An 18,458-nucleotide genomic window follows, 5' to 3' on the forward strand; every position below is an offset into this window, starting at 1 on the left:
CATGTCAGCGCGTCCCCTAACGATTGCCCTGGTCGCCGGAGAAACCTCCGGCGATATTCTTGGTGCAGGTCTCATCCGTGCGTTAAAAGCGCGCCATCCTGATGCGCGCTTTGTTGGCGTGGCCGGTCCGCTGATGCAGGCCGAAGGCTGCGAAGCCTGGTATGAGATGGAAGAGCTGGCGGTGATGGGCATCGTCGAAGTGCTGGGACGCCTGCGGCGTCTGCTGAAAATTCGTCGAGACCTGACGCAGCGCTTCACCGAACTCAAGCCGGATGTGTTCGTGGGCATTGATGCGCCGGATTTCAACATCACGCTGGAAGGTCGCCTCAAGCGCGCGGACATTCGCACCATTCATTACGTCAGCCCTTCGGTTTGGGCATGGCGTCAAAAGCGCGTTTTCAAAATCGGCCGCAACACCAATCTGGTGCTGGCATTCCTGCCGTTTGAAAAAGCGTTTTACGATCGCTTTAACGTGCCGTGCCGCTTTATCGGTCACACCATGGCTGATGCGATGCCGCTGCAGCCCGATAAGCTGGCGGCGCGCCGCGAGTTAGGCATTGCTGACGAGGCGATTTGCCTTGGCTTGTTGCCGGGCAGTCGCGGTGCCGAAGTGGAAATGCTCAGCGCCGATTTCCTGCGCGCCGCGCAGCTGCTGCGTCAGCGCTATCCCACGCTGGAAATCGTGGTGCCGCTGGTGAACGCCAAACGCCGCGAGCAGTTTGAGCAGATCAAAGCGCAAGTTGCGCCAGAACTGCCGATGCATTTGCTGGATGGCAAAGGCCGTCAGGCGATGCTGGCCAGCGATGCCGCTATTCTTGCGTCTGGCACCGCCGCGCTGGAGTGCATGCTGGCGAAATGCCCGATGGTGGTTGGTTATCGCATGAAGCCGTCGACCTTCTGGCTGGCAAAACGTCTGGTAAAAACGCCGTACGTTTCCCTGCCAAATCTGCTGGCCGGTCGCGAGCTGGTGACAGAGTTGCTGCAGGACGAATGCCAGCCCGACGCGCTAGCTGCGGCGCTGGAGCCGTTGCTGCACGCGGGCCCGGAGCGCGAAGCGCTACTGAAAACCTTCACCGAACTGCATCAACAGATTCGCTGGAATGCCGATGAGCAGGCGGCGGATGCGGTACTGGAGATTATCAATGGCTGAATTTATCTATCCCAACGCGCAGCGGATTGCTGGCGTTGATGAAGTAGGGCGCGGCCCGCTGGTTGGCGCCGTGGTCACTGCGGCGGTGATCCTCGATCCCGCCAACCCGATAGCAGGACTGGCCGACTCGAAAAAGCTCTCCGAGAAGCGTCGTCTGGCGCTGTATGACGAGATCACAGAGAAGGCGCTGGCCTGGAGCCTTGGTCGTGCCGAGCCAGAGGAGATCGATCAGCTCAATATTCTGCACGCTACCATGCTGGCGATGCAGCGCGCGGTCGCGGGTTTGCACATTGTACCGGACTTCGTACTGATCGATGGTAACCGTTGCCCGGCGCTGCCGATGCCCTCGCAGGCGGTGGTGAAGGGCGATAGCCTGGTGCAAGCGATCAGTGCCGCCTCGATCATCGCCAAAGTCACGCGCGATCGTGAAATGGCCGAACTGGATCTGCTGTTCCCGCAATATGGCTTTGCGCAACACAAAGGCTATCCAACCGCGCTGCACATGGAAAAGCTGACGCAGCACGGCGCCACACCTCATCATCGTCGCAGCTTTGCGCCGGTGCGTAACGCCTTGATTGATGCCGACGTGCTGGCAGCCCGCCAGCCAACTACGCTTTAATAGCCTGACGCTGTTTTAACCGGAAACTGATATGGCTGAACCTCGTTTTATACATCTGCGCGTCCACAGTGATTACTCCATGGTTGATGGTCTGGCGAAAACCGGACCCTTAGTCAAGAAGGCGGCTGCGCTGGGCATGCCGGCGATTGCCATTACCGATTACATCAACCTGTGCGGGCTGGTGCGTTTTTACGGTAGCGCACACGGCGCGGGGATCAAGCCGATTATTGGTGCTGACTTCCAGGTTGCCAGCGAATTGATGGGCGATGAGCTGACACAGTTAACGCTGCTGGCGGCCAATAACACCGGTTATCAAAACCTGACCTTGCTGATTTCACGTGCATATCAGCGCGGTTACGGCATTGCGGGCCCAATCATCGATCGCGACTGGCTGCTGGAGCTGGGCGAAGGCCTGATTCTGCTGTCTGGCGGACGTCGCGGCGACGTGGGCCGCAGTCTGCTGCGCGGCAATAGCGCGATGGTAGCGCAGTGTTTGAGCTTTTATCAGGAACACTTCCCGAATCGTTATTACCTGGAATTGATGCGCACCGGTCGCGCCGATGAAGAAGCGTATCTGCATGCCGCCGTCGAGCTGGCGGTGGCCGAAGGCATTCCCGTCGTTGCCACCAACGAAGTGTGCTTCCTGAATGAAGAAGATTTTGATGCGCATGAAATCCGCGTCGCGATTCATGACGGCTATACGCTGGACGATCCCAAGCGTCCACGCAACTACAGTCCTCAGCAATATATGCGCAGTGAAGAGGAGATGTGCGAGCTGTTCTCGGACATTCCGGAAGCGCTGGAAAATAGCGTAGAGATTGCTAAGCGCTGTAACGTGACGGTGCGCCTCGGCGAATATTTCCTGCCGCAGTTCCCCACCGGTGACATGAGCACTGAAGACTTCCTCGTGGCGAAGTCACGTGAAGGCCTGGAAGAGCGTATGGAATTCCTCTTCCCGGATCCGGCGGTGCGCGCAGAAAAACGCGTGGAATATGATGAACGTCTGGAGATTGAACTCACTGTTATCAACCAGATGGGCTTCCCGGGCTACTTCCTGATCGTGATGGAGTTTATTCAGTGGTCGAAGGACAACGGCATTCCCGTCGGCCCAGGCCGCGGTTCGGGTGCCGGTTCATTGGTGGCGTATGCGCTGAAAATCACCGATATCGATCCGCTGGAGTTTGACCTGCTGTTCGAACGTTTCCTGAACCCGGAACGTGTGTCGATGCCTGACTTTGACGTTGACTTCTGCATGGAGAAGCGCGATCAGGTGATCGATCACGTGGCCGATATGTATGGACGCGATGCGGTATCGCAGATCATCACCTTCGGTACCATGGCGGCGAAAGCGGTCATCCGCGATGTGGGACGCGTACTCGGTCATCCGTACGGTTTTGTTGATCGTATCTCGAAACTGATCCCGCCGGATCCGGGCATGACGCTGGAGAAAGCCTTCCTGGCTGAACCGCAGCTGCCGGAGATCTACGAGGCTGATGAAGAGGTGAAAGCGCTGATCGACATGGCGCGCAAACTGGAAGGTGTCACGCGTAACGCCGGTAAACATGCCGGTGGTGTGGTGATCTCGCCGACCAAAATCACCGATTTTGCGCCGCTCTACTGCGATGAAAACGGGCAATTCCCGGTTACCCAGTTTGATAAGAATGACGTGGAATATGCCGGGCTGGTGAAGTTTGACTTCCTTGGCCTGCGTACGCTTACCATCATCGACTGGGCGCTGAAGATGATTAACCCGCGCCGTGAAAAGCAGGGTTTGCCACCGATTGATATCGCCGCCATTCCGCTGGATGACAAGAAAAGCTTTGATATGCTGCAGCGCTCGGAAACCACGGCGGTGTTCCAGCTTGAATCGCGCGGCATGAAAGATCTGATCAAACGTCTGAAGCCTGACTGCTTCGAAGATATGATCGCACTGGTTGCGCTATTCCGTCCGGGACCGCTGCAATCGGGCATGGTAGATAACTTCATTGACCGTAAGCACGGTCGCGAAGAGATCTCTTATCCGGATATTCAGTGGCAGCACGAAACCCTGAAGCCGGTGCTGGAGCCGACCTACGGCATCATTCTGTATCAGGAACAGGTGATGCAGATTGCGCAGGTGCTGTCTGGCTACACGCTGGGCGGCGCGGACATGCTGCGTCGTGCGATGGGTAAAAAGAAACCCGAAGAGATGGCGAAGCAGCGTTCGGTGTTCCGGGACGGCGCGGAGAAGATGGGCGTCGACGGTGAGCTGTCGATGAAAATCTTCGATCTGGTAGAAAAATTTGCCGGTTATGGCTTTAACAAGTCGCACTCCGCCGCTTACGCGCTGGTTTCCTATCAAACCCTGTGGCTGAAAGCGCACTATCCGGCAGAGTTCATGGCGGCCGTAATGACCGCTGATATGGATAACACCGAGAAAGTGGTTGGCCTGGTCGACGAATGCTGGCGCATGGGCCTTAAAGTGCTGCCGCCAGACATCAACTCAGGTTTGTATCCGTTCCACGTCAATGACGAAGGCGAGATCGTTTACGGCATCGGCGCGATCAAAGGCGTGGGTGAGGGCCCGATCGAAGCGATCATTGATGCGCGTAATGAAGGCGGCTACTTCAAAGAATTGTTTGATCTCTGTGCGCGCACCGACACCAAAAAGATCAACCGTCGCGTAATGGAAAAACTGATCATGTCGGGCGCATTCGATCGTCTCGGCCCGCATCGCGCGGCTTTGATGAGTGCACTCGGCGATGCATTAAAAGCGGCCGATCAGCATGCTAAAGCCGAAGCCATCGGCCAGGCCGATATGTTTGGCGTGCTGGCCGAAGAGCCAGAGCAGGTAGAGAAATCCTACGCCAGCATCACGCCGTGGCCGGAACAAATTCAACTGGATGGCGAACGTGAGACTTTGGGTCTCTATCTTACCGGACATCCGATTAACCAGTATTTGAAAGAAATTGAGCGTTACGTCGGCGGCATGCGGCTGAAAGACATGCATCCGACAGATCGTGGTAAAGTAACCGTCGCGGCGGGGCTGGTGATTGCCGCCCGTGTGATGGTCACTAAACGCGGTAACCGAATTGGTATTTGTACCATTGACGATCGTTCTGGTCGTCTTGAAGTGATGTTATTTACCGATGCGTTAGATAAATACCAGCAGTTGCTGGAGAAGGACCGTATCCTGATCGTCAGTGGACAGGTCAGCTTTGATGACTTTAGCGGTGGCCTTAAAATGACCGCTCGAGAAGTGATGGACATCGACGAAGCGCGGGAAAAATACGCGCGCGGACTTGCTATCTCGCTGACGGACAGGCAAATTGATGACCAGCTTTTAAACCGTCTCCGCCAGTCTCTGGAGCCTCATCGTTCCGGGACCATTCCGGTGCATCTCTACTATCAGAGAGCCGATGCGCGAGCGAAGCTACGCTTTGGTGCAGCGTGGCGTATTTCGCCCAGCGATCGTTTACTCAACGATTTGCGGTCGTTAGTAGGATCGGAGCAGGTGGAACTGGAGTTTGACTAAAACAGGAACATTATGAGTCTTAATTACCTGGATTTTGAACAGCCAATCGCAGAGCTTGAAGCGAAAATCGACTCGTTAAAATCGATTGGCCGTTCGGATGAGAAACACGATATTAATTTGGATGAGGAAGTGCAGCGTTTACGCGAAAAAAGCGTTGAGCTGACCCGTAAAATCTTCTCCGATTTAGGCGCATGGCAAGTGGCGCAACTCGCGCGTCATCCGCTGCGTCCTTATACACTGGACTATATCCGCAACGCGTTTGATGATTTCGACGAACTGGCTGGCGATCGTGCTTATGCCGATGATAAAGCGATTGTCGGCGGTATTGCCCGTCTTGACGGTCGTCCAGTGATGATCATTGGTCATCAGAAAGGTCGCGAAACCAAAGAGAAAATTCGTCGTAACTTCGGTATGCCGGCACCAGAAGGCTATCGCAAAGCGCTGCGTCTGATGGAAATGGCTGAACGCTTTAAGATGCCGCTGATCACCTTCATCGATACGCCGGGAGCTTATCCGGGCGTGGGTGCAGAAGAGCGCGGTCAGTCAGAAGCGATCGCACGCAACCTGCGTGAAATGTCTGGCCTGAAAATTCCGGTAATTTGTACCGTAATCGGCGAAGGCGGTTCCGGTGGTGCGCTGGCAATCGGCGTGGGCGACAAAGTCAACATGCTGCAGTACAGCACCTATTCGGTGATTTCACCGGAAGGTTGTGCGTCGATCCTGTGGAAAAGCGCCGACAAAGCTCCGCTGGCTGCGGAAGCGATGGGTATCACAGCTGAGCGTTTGAAAGAGCTGAAGCTGATCGATTCCATCATTCCTGAGCCGCTGGGCGGTGCGCATCGTCAACCGGTAGATATGGCGGCTTCTCTTAAGCAGCAACTGCTGGCCGATCTGGCCGATCTCGATGTGCTGAGCACCGAAGAGTTGCTCAACCGTCGCTATCAGCGCCTGATGAACTACGGCTACGCTTGATACATCAGAGCTAAGCAAGAAGCGGACCCCGGTCCGCTTTTTTTATGTCGAACGAACACCATTCTGATCAGCCATCCGTAGGGTAGCCATCCATGGCTACCTGGTTCGACGATTTCGCTGTGACTCCGGTGCAAGGTCCAGAAAAGACCAGCCCGATCGCAAAGAATAACTGCATCCATGCAGATCGGCCTCGCCATCCATGGCTCGGACGCTTTGCTCTTCGGGCTGCTCTTTCCTGTCCCCTTTGGCTTGATCGTGGCTTTTCTAGTGCATTAGCATTCGGTTGCAATCACTCAACAGCAGAGCATTCCAGGTTTATCCGCGCGCGGTTTTCGCTATCCTTATTCAGTGCCACAACACCACAGGAGGTGAGCATTGAATATTATTGCGATCATGGGACCGCACGGCGCTTTCTACAAAGATGAGCCTATTCGCGAACTGGATGCTGCCCTCAAGCTGCAAGGCTTCCAAACCGTTTACCCCAATAATGCCAGCGACCTGCTGAAGTTGATTGAACACAATCCGCGTATCTGCGGTGTGATTTTTGACTGGGACGATTACAGTCTGGCGCTGTGTAGCGACATCAATCAGCTTAATGAATATCTGCCGCTCTATGCCTTCATCAACACCCATTCGCAGATGGATGTCAGCATCAACGAGATGCGCATGGCGCTGCACTTCTTCGAGTATGCCCTGAGCGCTGCCGATGACATCGCGCTGCATATTCGTCAGTACACCGATGAGTACATCGATAACATCACGCCGCCGCTAACTAAAGCGTTGTTCACCTACGTCAAAGAGGGCAAATACACCTTCTGCACGCCGGGTCACATGGGCGGCAGCGCCTTCCAGAAAAGCCCGGTGGGCAGCCTGTTTTATGACTTCTTTGGCTCGAACACCTTAAAAGCGGATGTCTCGATCTCGGTCACGGAATTGGGTTCATTGCTCGATCACACCGGCCCGCATCTGGAAGCGGAGGAGTACGTTGCGCGCACCTTTGGCGCTGAGCAAAGCTACATGGTGACCAACGGCACCTCGACCTCGAACAAAATCGTCGGCATGTATGCGGCGCCTGTGGGTAGCACGGTGCTGATTGACCGCAACTGCCATAAATCGCTGACCCATTTGCTGATGATGAGCGACATCATCCCAATCTGGCTCAAACCGACGCGCAACGCGCTGGGCATTCTGGGCGGCATTCCGCAGCGCGAGTTTACGCGTGACAGCATCCAGCAAAAGGTCAACGCCACGCCGCGCGCCAGCTGGCCGGTGCATGCGGTGATCACCAACTCAACCTACGATGGCCTGCTGTACAACACGCAGTTCATCAAACAGACGCTGGATGTGCCATCGATCCACTTTGATTCTGCGTGGGTGCCGTACACTAATTTCCATCCGATCTATGCCGGTAAAAGCGGCATGAGCGGCGATCGTACTCCCGGTAAAGTGATTTATGAAACGCAATCGACGCACAAACTGTTAGCGGCGTTCTCGCAGGCTTCGCTGATTCACATCAAAGGCGATTACGACGAGCACACCTTTAACGAAGCCTACATGATGCACACCACCACCTCGCCGAGCTACGCGATTGTCTCGTCGATTGAAACCGCGGCGGCGATGCTGCGCGGCAATCCGGGTAAGCGACTGATCAACCGCTCGGTTGAGCGTGCGCTGCATTTCCGTCGTGAGATTCAACGCTTGCGGGAAGAGTCTGACGGCTGGTTCTTTGATATCTGGCAGCCAGAGCAGGTCGATCAGGCCGAATGCTGGCCGATCCAGCCGGGCGAGGAGGATTGGCACGGTTTCACCCATGCCGATCGCGATCATATGTATCTCGATCCGATCAAAGTCACCATTCTGACGCCGGGCATGAGCGAGCTGGGTAACATGGCGGAAGAGGGCATTCCAGCCGCGCTGGTGGCGAAGTTCCTCGATCAGCGCGGCATCGTGGTGGAGAAAACCGGGCCGTACAATCTGCTGTTCCTGTTCAGCATCGGCATCGATAAAACCAAAGCGATGAGCGTGCTGCGTGGGCTGACGGAGTTTAAGCGCGCATACGATCTCAACCTGCGGGTGAAAAATATGCTGCCGGATCTTTACGCTGAAGATCCCGACTTCTACCGCAACATGCGCATTCAAACGCTGGCGCAGGGTATTCATCAATTGATCCTGCAACATGATCTGCCGCGCCTGATGTTGAAAGCGTTCGACGTACTGCCGGAGATGAAGATGACGCCGCATCAGGCATTTCAGCGCCAGGTAAAAGGTCAGGTGGAAACGGTGGATATTCGCGAGCTGGTGGGGCGCATTTCCGCCAACATGATTCTGCCGTATCCGCCTGGCGTGCCGGTGGTGATGCCGGGCGAGATGATCACCGAAGAGAGCCGTTCCGTACTCGATTTTCTGCTGATGCTCTGCACCATCGGCCGGCACTATCCCGGCTTCGAGACCGACATTCACGGTGCGACGTTGACGGACGATGGGCGTTATCTGGTGCGCGTATTGCGTGAAGATGACGAAGGCTAACTTAGGACAATCACCTCTTTTCATCGCCGCATTTGCCACGTAGGGTAAGCGGCTTGTGTGAAAACCGGAGTCGCTATGCTGCAGATTAAACAGATTCATCACATCGCCATTATTGCCACCGATTATCAGCGCAGTAAGGCGTTTTATTGTGATGTGCTGGGCTTTGAATTGTTGGGTGAATATTACCGCGCCGAGCGTGACTCGTGGAAAGGCGATCTTGGCCTGAACGGGGTTTATACCATCGAACTGTTCTCTTTCCCCTCGCCGCCGCCACGCGTTAGTGGACCGGAAGCCTGCGGCCTGCGTCATCTGGCGTTTTGCGTTGAGGATGTTGAGCAGTCTATAGCGGCGCTGGCGGAGAAGGGCGTGACGTGTGAGCCGATTCGTATCGATGCGTTAACCGGTAAAGCCTGCACCTTCTTCCCCGATCCGGATGGTTTGCCGCTGGAGCTGTATCAGGCGTAAACTAGCGTCCGCCGCGAGCCGCAATTCGGTGGCTCGCCCGGACGGAACGCGCTCATGTCTTTATCTCATCTTGCTTCGCTGCTGACACCCGACGCTGGCTATGTGCTGGCGTTCAGCGGCGGACTTGATTCCACCGTGCTACTGCATCAATTGGTCTGCTGGCAACGTCAGCAGCCAGCGCTACGCGTGCGCGCGTTACACGTCCATCATGGTCTTAGCCCGAATGCCGATAGCTGGGCGCTGCATTGCCAGCAAGTTTGCCAGCAGTGGCAGATTCCCTGTGAAGTGCTGCATGTGCAGGTTGATGGCCGCGCCAACGGCATTGAAGCGGCTGCCCGCGAAGCACGCTATCAGGCGCTGTTTCAGCATCTGCAACCCGGTGAACACTTACTTACCGCTCAGCACCGTGACGATCAGGCGGAAACGCTGCTGCTGGCGTTAAAACGCGGCAGCGGACCGGCGGGTTTGGCCGCGATGCCGCTGCAGCGCAGCGTGGGTGAACATTGGCATCTGCGTCCGTTGCTCGACGTTAGCCGTCAGCAGCTGGAAAACTATGCTGCCGAGCATCAACTGCGCTGGATTGAAGATGAAAGCAACACCGATAGCCGCTATGACCGCAACTTCCTGCGTCAGCAGGTGCTGCCGCAGCTGCAGGCGCGCTGGCCGCACTTCAGTGCCGCCAGTGCACGCTGTGCCGCGCTCTGTGGCGAGCAGGAGCAACTGCTCGACGAGTTGCTGGCGGAACAGCTGGCGCAGCTTAGCGATGCACAGGGCGCGCTGCACTTCCCGCCGTTAATGAACATGAGCGAAGCGCGGCGTCATGCGCTGTTACGCCGTTGGATTGCTCAACAGGGCGGCGCGATGCCTTCGCGCGAGGCATTAAAACGTATCACCGATGAAGTCATCAACAGCCGTGAAGACGCCAAACCTTGTTTGCGTTTCGGCGCTTTTGAGCTGCGCCGCTATCGCCAGCAACTCTATTGGCTAACGCCGCAGCCTTCACTTAGTCAGCACTTGCTAACCTGGCAAGACCGCACGCAGCCGCTTAATTTACCCGCTGGTTTAGGTTCGCTGCACGCGAATGCGTGGATTGCCGAGCTGCGCCAGCCTGCAGCGGATGAAGCGATCACGATCCGCTTTCAGGCGCAGGGTTATTATCATATACAGGGGCGCGCAGGTGGCCGCGAGATGAAGAAGCTGTGGCAAGAGCTGGGCGTTGCGCCCTGGCAGCGCGAACGTATTCCGTTGATTTATTTTAACCAGACGTTAATTAGCGCGCCGGGGCTGTTTATTACCCGCGAAGGCGCAGCCAGCAACGAGCAAGGCTGGCAGGCGGTCTGGTCACCACAACAATAAAATGGAGAGCAATGATGAAACTTTTGACGGCCGCGGCGTTATTCGCTGCGGCGCTGCCGGCGTTGGCCGATGGCGATGTGAATGTGGGTGCGCAAAAAGCGGCAAGCTGTATGGCGTGTCACGGTGCGGAGGGCAAAAGCGCGGTGCCGCTCTATCCCAATCTGGCCGGGCAACATGCGCCTTATCTGCTGCATTCACTGCAAGCCTATAAAAAAGGCGAGCGGAGCGGCGGCCAGGCGGAAGTGATGAAAGCGTTTGTAGCGGGATTGAGCGATCAGGATATGGCAGATTTATCGGCGTATTACAGTTCGTTAAAACCTTGAGCGAGGTGGGCGGGATGTGATTCCCGCCCGAGAGAGGTTTTACTCGTCTTCGCTGACGACGACGGTGCCCAGCTCAGGATGTGTGAAGCTGGCGATGTGGTCGAGCCGCACTTCGCGGGTCTCGCCTGAAAGATCGACGGCAAGGTACTCGACGTTTTTACGTGAGACCATGTCCACGGCTTTGGCCTTGAGCTGATCGCCGTTTTTTAACTCTAACGACAGCGTCCAGTGTTTTTGGCAGGCGAGTTCAAGGTTGTCGTAATCATCGCAGTTGATGGGTTTGTAGGCTTCATTCGTCAACATAGTCGCTCACCAATAAGTTTGCAGCGGCATACGCTGCTTGTTCCCTGAGAGAAGAGTTTAGCGCAGAATCAGCGGCAATATCGTTGAGAGCCTTCAACGCACAACCTATGGCGTCTGGCACATACCCAAGGTCGCCGCTACCAATTTCGGCATACTTCTGGCGAACTAACTCACAATACTTTTGCACATACACCTCCTCAGCAGAGTTGATACTCTGGATGATAGGCGACTATATCACAGGAATTTCATCGAAATCAGCCCGGTCGTCACGGGAATGATGCAAGCAAATGGGCAAAAGTGACATTTCGCGCTGGTCTTATGCATTCAGCGTGCGCACAAAAGGTTAAGTTGATGAACAGGTTATTACGCGACGCAACGTCGAGCCAAACGGTAGGTGACAGATGATTGTGCTGTCTCGATCGCTTTCACTTGCAGATAATGAAGTGGAACTCAGTGCCATCCGTGCGCAAGGTGCCGGTGGCCAGCATGTGAATAAAACGTCGACGGCGATTCACCTGCGATTTGATATTCATGCCTCATCGCTGCCGCCGTTTTATAAAGAGCGGCTGCTGGCGGCGAGCCATCATTTGATTACCGCGGAAGGCGTGGTGATCATCAAAGCACAGGAACATCGCAGCCAGGAAATGAATCGGGAAGCGGCCGTGCAGCGGCTGATAAATCTGATTCGGGAGTTAACCACGGTGGAAAAAGTGCGGCGTGCGACCAAACCGACGCACGGCTCTAAAGTGAGGCGGCTGGAAGGTAAAACGCGGCGCAGTAACGTGAAGGCGATGCGCGGAAAGGTGCAATAAAAAACGCCTCCGGCTGGAGGCGTTTTAGCGTTACTTGTTGAGTGCTTTCACCAGAAAGTCGACGATGTCATGTTGCTTAATCATCTGCTTCTCGCTGGCGGTACGCGCCTTGTACTCAATCTCTTCGTTATCGAGATTACGATCGCCAATTACGATGGTGTGCGGCACGCCAATCAGCTCCATATCCGCGAACATCACGCCTGGACGCTCTTTACGGTCATCCAGAATCACGTCAATGCCTTTGGCACGCAGCGTGTTGTACAGCGCTTCAGCCAACTGCTGCACACGGAAAGATTTGTGCATATTCATTGGCAGAATGGCCACTTCAAACGGTGCCAATGCCGCAGGCCAGATGATGCCACGTTCGTCGTTGTTCTGCTCAATTGCCGCCGCCACAACGCGCGTAATACCGATGCCGTAACAGCCCATGGTCATCACCTGGTTACGACCATCTTCGCCCTGAACCGCTGCTTTCATCGCTTCGGAGTACTTGGTACCCAGCTGGAAGATGTGGCCCACTTCGATACCGCGTTTAATCAGCAGCGTACCTTTGCCGTCTGGGCTTGGATCGCCTTCCACCACGTTACGGATATCTTCCACGCGCGGTTCTGGCAGATCGCGGCCCCAGTTGATGCCGCTCAGGTGTTTGCCATCAATGTTGGCACCCGCGCAGAAGTCAGCTGTTTTTGCCACAGTACGATCGGCGATCACTGGCATGGTCAAACCGACCGGGCCGAGCGAGCCTGGACCGGCACCCAGCAGCGCGCGAATCTGTTCTTCGCTCGCCATCTCCAGCGGTTCAGCGACGATATCCAGCTTCTCCGCTTTAATTTCGTTCAGCTGATGATCGCCGCGCAGCAGCAGGGCAACCAGCGTGTGGCCGCTCTCTTCGGTGGCTTTGACGAACAGCGTCTTAACGGTTTTCTCAATCGGCAACTGATGTTGCTCAACCAGCTCGGCGATAGTCTTGGCGTTTGGCGTATCGAACTGCGTCATGGCTTCTGTGGCCTGCGGGCGCTCGCCAGCCGGCGCTAAGGCTTCGGCTTTCTCAATGTTGGCCGCGTAATCGGATTCGCTGGAGAAGATCACGTCATCTTCACCGCTCAGCGCCAGCACCTGGAATTCATGTGATGCGCTGCCGCCGATAGAACCGGTGTCAGCTTGTACGGCGCGGAAATCCAGGCCCATACGGCTGAAGCTCTGGCTGTAGGCGCGGTACATCGCGTCGTAGGTTTCCTGCAGCGATTCCTGCGTGGTGTGGAACGAGTAAGCATCTTTCATGATGAACTCGCGTGAACGCATCACACCAAAACGCGGGCGCACTTCATCGCGGAATTTGGTCTGGATCTGATACAGATTGAGCGGCAGCTGTTTATAAGAGCTCAGCTCGTTGCGGATCAAATCGGTAACCACTTCTTCGTGGGTTGGACCCAGCACGAAGGGACGTTCGTGACGATCTTTAATGCGCAGCAGTTCCGGGCCGTATTGCTCCCAACGGCCGCTCTCTTCCCACAGATCGGCAGGCTGAACCACCGGCATGGAGATCTCAATCGCACCGGCGTTGTTCATCTCTTCACGCACGATGTTTTCAACTTTTCGCAGCACGCGAATCCCGGTCGGCAACCAGGTGTAGAGACCGGAAGCCAGTTTGCGGATCATGCCGGCGCGCAGCATCAGCTGGTGGCTGATCACTTCTGCATCGGAAGGTGTCTCCTTCAGAGTGGAGAGCAGATATTGAGTAGTACGCATTGATTACGATTCCAGTTATACGGAAGGAAACTGACAAAATTTTTCTGGCGGCTAGTGTACCAGCGAGATCAATCACTCAAAAGCGGGTTTTAACGGGGATCGAGGGCGATCACCTCGGTTCCTGCCTCATCAATGCGCCAGCGCACGTTAAAGTCGAGTAGCCAGGCGGCATATTCACGATCTTCCGTCTCACCTTTACGGTAAGCCGGGCGCGGATCCTGTGCCAGCACTTCGCTAATGAAACGCGCTAGCTGCGGATGGGTTTTCTGCTGCAGCTGAAGCTGGCTCTGCGCCAGCGGCGAAAAGCGCACCGGCATGGTGGCATCAGGCGCCGCCTGCGCAAACCCGGCGCGCGCATCAGGCAGCGCTTCGGCGAACGGCAGATAAGGTTTGATATCCACCACCGGCGTGCCATCGACTAAATCGAGGCTGCCGAGCTGCAAGATCACCTGCTGCTTCTCGCAGCGAATGCCTTTTAACTCAACCAGCGACATGCCGATAGGATTGGGGCGGAAGGTTGAACGGGTGGCAAACACGCCCATACGCGCATTGCCACCGAGGCGCGGGGGACGCACGGTCGGACGCCAGCCACCTTCCATCGTTTGGTGGAACACAAACAGCACCCACAAATGACTAAACGCTTCCAGCCCGCGCACCGCTTCCGGCTGATTGTAAGGTGGTAGCAGATGCAGCTCGCCGCCGCCATCCTGCACCAGACCGGGCTGGCGCGGGACGGCAAACTTCTCTTTCCACGGCGAACGAATCACGCCGATTTGCGCGAATGCAAACTCACTCATTGATTCGAGACTTTCAGTGCGGAGCCCTGGCAAATGGCCTGGCGATAGCATCCCGGCGTGCTGGTGACAATTTCGCACTTATGCAGCAGGACGGCGTTGGCTTTCATGCCGGCTGCGCGAATCTGCAGGCGCTTGCGCGCGGTGTTGATGTTAGGAGGCGAATCCTGGCTGCTGCTCTGGCAATCTTCAGCAGAGACTTCGCCCAAATCGCGGAACGGGTTGCTGACCAGATCGGCCGCATCGGTGTAGATCTTCACCGGCGCGGGACGTGGAGTCGGTTTACGTTGTGGTTCGCTGGATGCCTGTTGCGGACGAGAAGGAGCACTGCTTATCGGGTGATATTCACGCACACACCCGGTTAGCATCAATGCTAACAAGCAGAGCGGTAAAAAACGCATGGCAACATCCTCAAGTAATAAAAAAGTGGCGTTATTGAAACAAGGACGACAATAAATAACAAGTCAGGTGCAATTTATGGCAAAAGAAAGGGCGGCCGAAGCCGCCCTGCAAGGCATGAAAGGTGAACATTACCAGCCTTTCACTGCGCCGCCGTTGAAGATCTTGTTGGCCGCTTCAGACACTTCGTCTGATTGGTAAGCCTGCACAAACTTCTTCACGTTCTCAGCGTCTTTGTTGTCTTCACGGCTAACAATCAGGTTCACGTAAGGTGAATCTTTGTCTTCCACGAAGATGCCATCTTTCGCTGGCGTCAGACCAATCTGGCTGGCGTACGTGGTGTTGATCACCGCCAGTGCGATCTGCTGATCGTCAAGTGAACGTGGCAGCTGCGGCGCTTCCAGCTCAACGATCTTCAGCTTTTTCGGGTTCTCAGTGATATCCAGTGAGGTTGGCAGCAGGCCAACGCCATCTTTCAGTTTGATCAGGCCGACTTTCTGCAGCAGCAGCAGTGAACGTCCCAGGTTGGTTGGATCGTTCGGGATAGCAACCTGTGAACCGTCCTGCAGTTCATCCAGTGATTTGATTTTCTTAGAGTAGCCGGCGATTGGGTAAACGAAGGTGTTCGCTACGATGGCCAGCTTGTAACCGCGATCTTTGATCTGCTGATCCAGATACGGCTTATGCTGGAAGGCGTTAACGTCAATATCACCTTTGCTCAGCGCTTCGTTTGGCAGCACGTAATCGTTAAAGGTAACCAGCTCAACATCGAGGCCATATTTCTCTTTCGCCACTTTCACTGCAGTCTCAGCAACCTGCTGCTCAGCGCCGACAATCACACCCACTTTAATGTGGTTTGGATCTTTTGCTTTCTGATCGCATCCTGCCAGCGCAATTGCGCCAATCAGAGCACCCACAGCGGCAATCTTTTTAAATGTAAAAGACATATCCTTTCCTTAATAGAGGACTATTGATGTTGCTTGCTTACTTATGGGACACAGCACGTACAATGCGGTCGCCACAGAATTGGATTAAATAGACCAGCACAACCAGCAAAACCAGCACGGTGTTCATTACGGTGGCGTTATAGCCAATGTAACCGTATTGATAGCCAATCTGGCCCAAACCGCCTGCGCCAACCGCTCCGCCCATTGCGGAGTAGCCAACCAGCGTAATCAGGGTAATTGTAGCGGCATTCACCAGACCTGGCAGCGCTTCCGGCAGCAGGACTTTACGCACGATCTGCAGCGGCGTGGCGCCCATGGCGCGAGATGCTTCGATCAATCCGGTTGGCAGTTCCAGCAGGGCGTTTTCCACCATACGTGCAATAAACGGCGCGGCGCCGACGGTTAGCGGCACAATCGCGGCTTGCAGGCCAATCGAGGTGCCGACAATGGCGCGAGTGAATGGAATCATCCATACCAGCAGGATAATGAACGGAATCGAACGGAAGATATTCACCAGCGCGGACAGCACGCGATAAAGCGCGTTGTTGGCCAGAATCTGGCCGGGACGCGTCACATACAGCAGCACGCCAATCGGAAGACCGAGGACAAAACCAAAGAAACCAGAGACGAAGGTCATCATCAGCGTTTCCCAGACGCCACGCGTCAGTAACCACATCATCGCTTCAGACATAACCCAACACCTCTACTTTCACATGATTTTCTTTCAGCCAGGCAATCGCGGCTTGTGTATCTGTTTCACTGCCATCCATCTCAGCCAGCATGATGCCGAACTTCACGCCGCCGGCGTAATCCATCTGCGCACTGATGATGTTGTTATTAACGTTAAAGCGGCGAGCCGATTCTGACAGTAGCGGAGCATCCACCGATTTGCCGGTGAACTCCAGACGCAGCAGCGGCACGCTATCAGCTGTTGGCTGTGGCGCCATGCGTTGCTGGTAGTCGTCGGGGATATCCAGATGCAGCGTCGATTGAATGAATTGTTGCGCCAGCGGCGTTTTCGGATGCGAAAACACTTCGCTCACGCTGTCTTTTTCAATTAACTCACCATTGCTGATCACCGCAACCTGATCGCAGATGCGTTTCACCACATCCATTTCATGGGTGATCAATAGAATGGTAATGCCCAGACGACGGTTAATGTCCTTAAGCAGCTCCAGAATCGAACGCGTGGTTGCAGGATCCAGGGCGCTGGTGGCTTCATCACACAGCAGCACCTTAGGATTGCTCGCCAGTGCGCGGGCAATCGCAACACGCTGCTTTTGTCCGCCAGAGAGATTCGCTGGCCAGCTATCATGCTTGTCAGATAATCCCACCAGATCCAGCAATTCGCTAACGCGCTTCTTTATCTGTTCGCGCGAAAGATTGCCTAACTCTAATGGCAGCGCCACGTTACCGGAGACGGTGCGGGAGTTCATCAGATTAAAGTGCTGGAAAATCATGCCAATCTGGCGGCGTGCCCGCGTCAATTGGCCAGAAGAAAGGGTGGTTAATTCCTGGCCATCAACCAGCACGCGTCCGGAGGTTGGGCGCTCCAGCAGATTGACGCAGCGAATCAGGGTACTTTTACCGGCTCCAGAGGAACCGATGACGCCATAGATCTGTCCAGCAGGCACGTGCAGGCTGACGTTGGACAGCGCCTGAATGGTGCGTGAGCCTTGCTGGAATACTTTGGTGATATTTTCGAGTTTAATCATTAGTTTATTTATTATCGTGTTGCATAATCCGTGGTGTATGGGGCTTCACTCAGCAGGGCTGTGCGAAATTTGGATGGATGTTAAGGCATCCAGACGGCTAAATCAATGGAAGTCATTCAAACTGCCATTCTCTCGCTATACGCAATCATGCGATACTTAGCGACACATTTTCAGCAGGAGTTTCTACGTGGCGAACAAAGTCCCGGCTATTTTTCTTGATCGTGATGGCACATTGAATGTTGATCACGGCTATGTTCATGAAATCGATAATTTCGAATTCATTGATGGCACCATCGAAGCGCTACAGGCGTTAAAGAAGATGGGCTATGCGCTGGTACTGGTGACTAACCAGTCGGGCATTGCGCGTGGCATGTTTACCGAAGACCAGTTTATGCAACTCACAGAATGGATGGATTGGTCGCTGGCCGATCGTGATGTTGATTTGGATGGCATCTATTTCTGTCCGCATTTGCCAGATGCCACGGTAGAAGCGTATCGCCAGCAGTGTGATTGCCGTAAGCCGCAGCCGGGCATGTTGCTCTCCGCGCAGCAGCATCTGGATATCGATATGGCTTCTTCTTATATGGTAGGCGACAAATTAGAAGATATGCAGGCGGCGTTAGCAGCGGGGGTGGGTACCAAAGTGCTGGTGCGTAGTGGCAAGCCGGTAACGGCAGAAGGGGAAGCAGTGGCGGATTGGGTGATTAATAGTCTGGCAGAGCTGCCAGCACGCATCAAAAAGGCCTGAAAACGGGTCTTTTGCGCAAATTTCAAGCGAACAGCAAAAAACTTGAAATTTGCACTTGTCAGCTCA

18 protein-coding genes are annotated in these 18,458 nt (G+C 55.1%); 10 read left to right on the forward strand and 8 right to left on the reverse strand.

The features are described from left to right. Position 1 precedes the first annotated feature (1 nt). The 8 genes from lpxB (at position 2) to MWH02_RS12715 (ending at position 10,925) form a co-directional block, all read left to right on the forward strand. Complete coding sequence (lpxB, locus tag MWH02_RS12680; RefSeq protein WP_271460757.1) at positions 2-1,150, forward strand: lipid-A-disaccharide synthase; 1,149 nt, start codon at positions 2-4, stop codon at positions 1,148-1,150. Further along, positions 1,143-1,769, forward strand: a complete 627-nt coding sequence (gene rnhB / locus MWH02_RS12685) for a ribonuclease HII (protein WP_271460758.1) — start codon at positions 1,143-1,145, stop codon at positions 1,767-1,769. Before lpxB ends, rnhB begins: the two co-directional genes overlap by 8 nt. A gap of 31 nt (positions 1,770-1,800) precedes the next feature. After that, entirely contained in the window at positions 1,801-5,283 is a 3,483-nt protein-coding gene (dnaE, locus tag MWH02_RS12690; protein ID WP_101762039.1) for a DNA polymerase III subunit alpha, read from the forward strand. Positions 5,284-5,295: 12 nt separating this feature from the next. Next, positions 5,296-6,255: an acetyl-CoA carboxylase carboxyl transferase subunit alpha gene (accA, locus tag MWH02_RS12695; RefSeq protein ID WP_101762038.1), complete on the forward strand. Its 960-nt coding sequence runs from the start codon at positions 5,296-5,298 to the stop codon at positions 6,253-6,255. 375 nt (positions 6,256-6,630) lie between these two features. Continuing rightward, positions 6,631-8,781, forward strand: a complete 2,151-nt coding sequence (locus MWH02_RS12700; protein ID WP_101762037.1) for a lysine decarboxylase LdcC — start codon at positions 6,631-6,633, stop codon at positions 8,779-8,781. 75 nt (positions 8,782-8,856) lie between these two features. Beyond that, complete coding sequence (locus tag MWH02_RS12705) at positions 8,857-9,246, forward strand: VOC family protein (RefSeq protein ID WP_008108470.1); 390 nt, start codon at positions 8,857-8,859, stop codon at positions 9,244-9,246. A gap of 54 nt (positions 9,247-9,300) precedes the next feature. After that, the gene (gene tilS, locus MWH02_RS12710) at positions 9,301-10,602 is read left to right on the forward strand and encodes a tRNA lysidine(34) synthetase TilS (RefSeq protein WP_271460759.1); all 1,302 of its coding nucleotides are present in this window, start codon (positions 9,301-9,303) and stop codon (positions 10,600-10,602) included. Positions 10,603-10,616: 14 nt separating this feature from the next. Further along, the gene (locus MWH02_RS12715; protein WP_271460763.1) at positions 10,617-10,925 is read left to right on the forward strand and encodes a c-type cytochrome; all 309 of its coding nucleotides are present in this window, start codon (positions 10,617-10,619) and stop codon (positions 10,923-10,925) included. Between the two features lie 39 nt (positions 10,926-10,964). Here the strand turns inward: MWH02_RS12715 and rof are convergent, their stop codons facing one another. Together rof and MWH02_RS12725 are read right to left on the reverse strand one after the other, a co-directional pair. Further along, positions 10,965-11,228, reverse strand: coding sequence for a Rho-binding antiterminator (gene rof / locus MWH02_RS12720; protein ID WP_101762034.1), 264 nt, complete (start codon positions 11,226-11,228; stop codon positions 10,965-10,967). Then, complete coding sequence (locus MWH02_RS12725; RefSeq protein WP_036622231.1) at positions 11,215-11,415, reverse strand: YaeP family protein; 201 nt, start codon at positions 11,413-11,415, stop codon at positions 11,215-11,217. The genes rof and MWH02_RS12725 overlap by 14 nt, the downstream gene beginning before the upstream one ends. A gap of 214 nt (positions 11,416-11,629) precedes the next feature. Between MWH02_RS12725 and arfB the strand changes: the two genes are divergently transcribed. Beyond that, positions 11,630-12,040 carry an alternative ribosome rescue aminoacyl-tRNA hydrolase ArfB gene (gene arfB / locus MWH02_RS12730; RefSeq protein WP_101762033.1) on the forward strand — a complete coding sequence of 137 codons (411 nt, stop codon included), beginning with the start codon at positions 11,630-11,632 and terminating at the stop codon, positions 12,038-12,040. A gap of 30 nt (positions 12,041-12,070) precedes the next feature. On the opposite strand, the gene proS is transcribed toward arfB, so the two are convergent. The 6 genes from proS to metN form a co-directional block, all read right to left on the reverse strand. Beyond that, the gene (proS, locus tag MWH02_RS12735) at positions 12,071-13,789 is read right to left on the reverse strand and encodes a proline--tRNA ligase (RefSeq protein ID WP_101762032.1); all 1,719 of its coding nucleotides are present in this window, start codon (positions 13,787-13,789) and stop codon (positions 12,071-12,073) included. A gap of 89 nt (positions 13,790-13,878) precedes the next feature. Further along, a complete protein-coding gene (gene tsaA / locus MWH02_RS12740) occupies positions 13,879-14,586 on the reverse strand; it encodes a tRNA (N6-threonylcarbamoyladenosine(37)-N6)-methyltransferase TrmO (protein ID WP_192235639.1) in 708 nt (235 codons plus the stop codon). Next, a complete protein-coding gene (rcsF, locus tag MWH02_RS12745; protein ID WP_210080830.1) occupies positions 14,583-14,984 on the reverse strand; it encodes an envelope stress sensor lipoprotein RcsF in 402 nt (133 codons plus the stop codon). The genes tsaA and rcsF overlap by 4 nt, the downstream gene beginning before the upstream one ends. A 129-nt stretch (positions 14,985-15,113) precedes the next feature. Then, complete coding sequence (locus MWH02_RS12750; protein WP_110867582.1) at positions 15,114-15,929, reverse strand: MetQ/NlpA family lipoprotein; 816 nt, start codon at positions 15,927-15,929, stop codon at positions 15,114-15,116. A 37-nt stretch (positions 15,930-15,966) separates the two neighbouring features. Then, on the reverse strand, positions 15,967-16,620 hold the full coding sequence (locus MWH02_RS12755; RefSeq protein ID WP_101762028.1) for a methionine ABC transporter permease MetI: 654 nt from the start codon (positions 16,618-16,620) through the stop codon (positions 15,967-15,969). After that, positions 16,613-17,644, reverse strand: a complete 1,032-nt coding sequence (gene metN / locus MWH02_RS12760; RefSeq protein WP_217549040.1) for a methionine ABC transporter ATP-binding protein MetN — start codon at positions 17,642-17,644, stop codon at positions 16,613-16,615. The genes MWH02_RS12755 and metN overlap by 8 nt, the downstream gene beginning before the upstream one ends. Before the next feature lie 187 nt (positions 17,645-17,831). Between metN and gmhB the strand changes: the two genes are divergently transcribed. Continuing rightward, a complete protein-coding gene (gmhB, locus tag MWH02_RS12765) occupies positions 17,832-18,392 on the forward strand; it encodes a D-glycero-beta-D-manno-heptose 1,7-bisphosphate 7-phosphatase (RefSeq protein WP_110867583.1) in 561 nt (186 codons plus the stop codon). The last annotated feature ends 66 nt before the right edge of the window (positions 18,393-18,458 follow it).

Source organism: Pantoea leporis (assembly GCF_028048155.1).
GTDB classification, from domain to species: Bacteria; Pseudomonadota; Gammaproteobacteria; order Enterobacterales; family Enterobacteriaceae; genus Pantoea; species Pantoea leporis.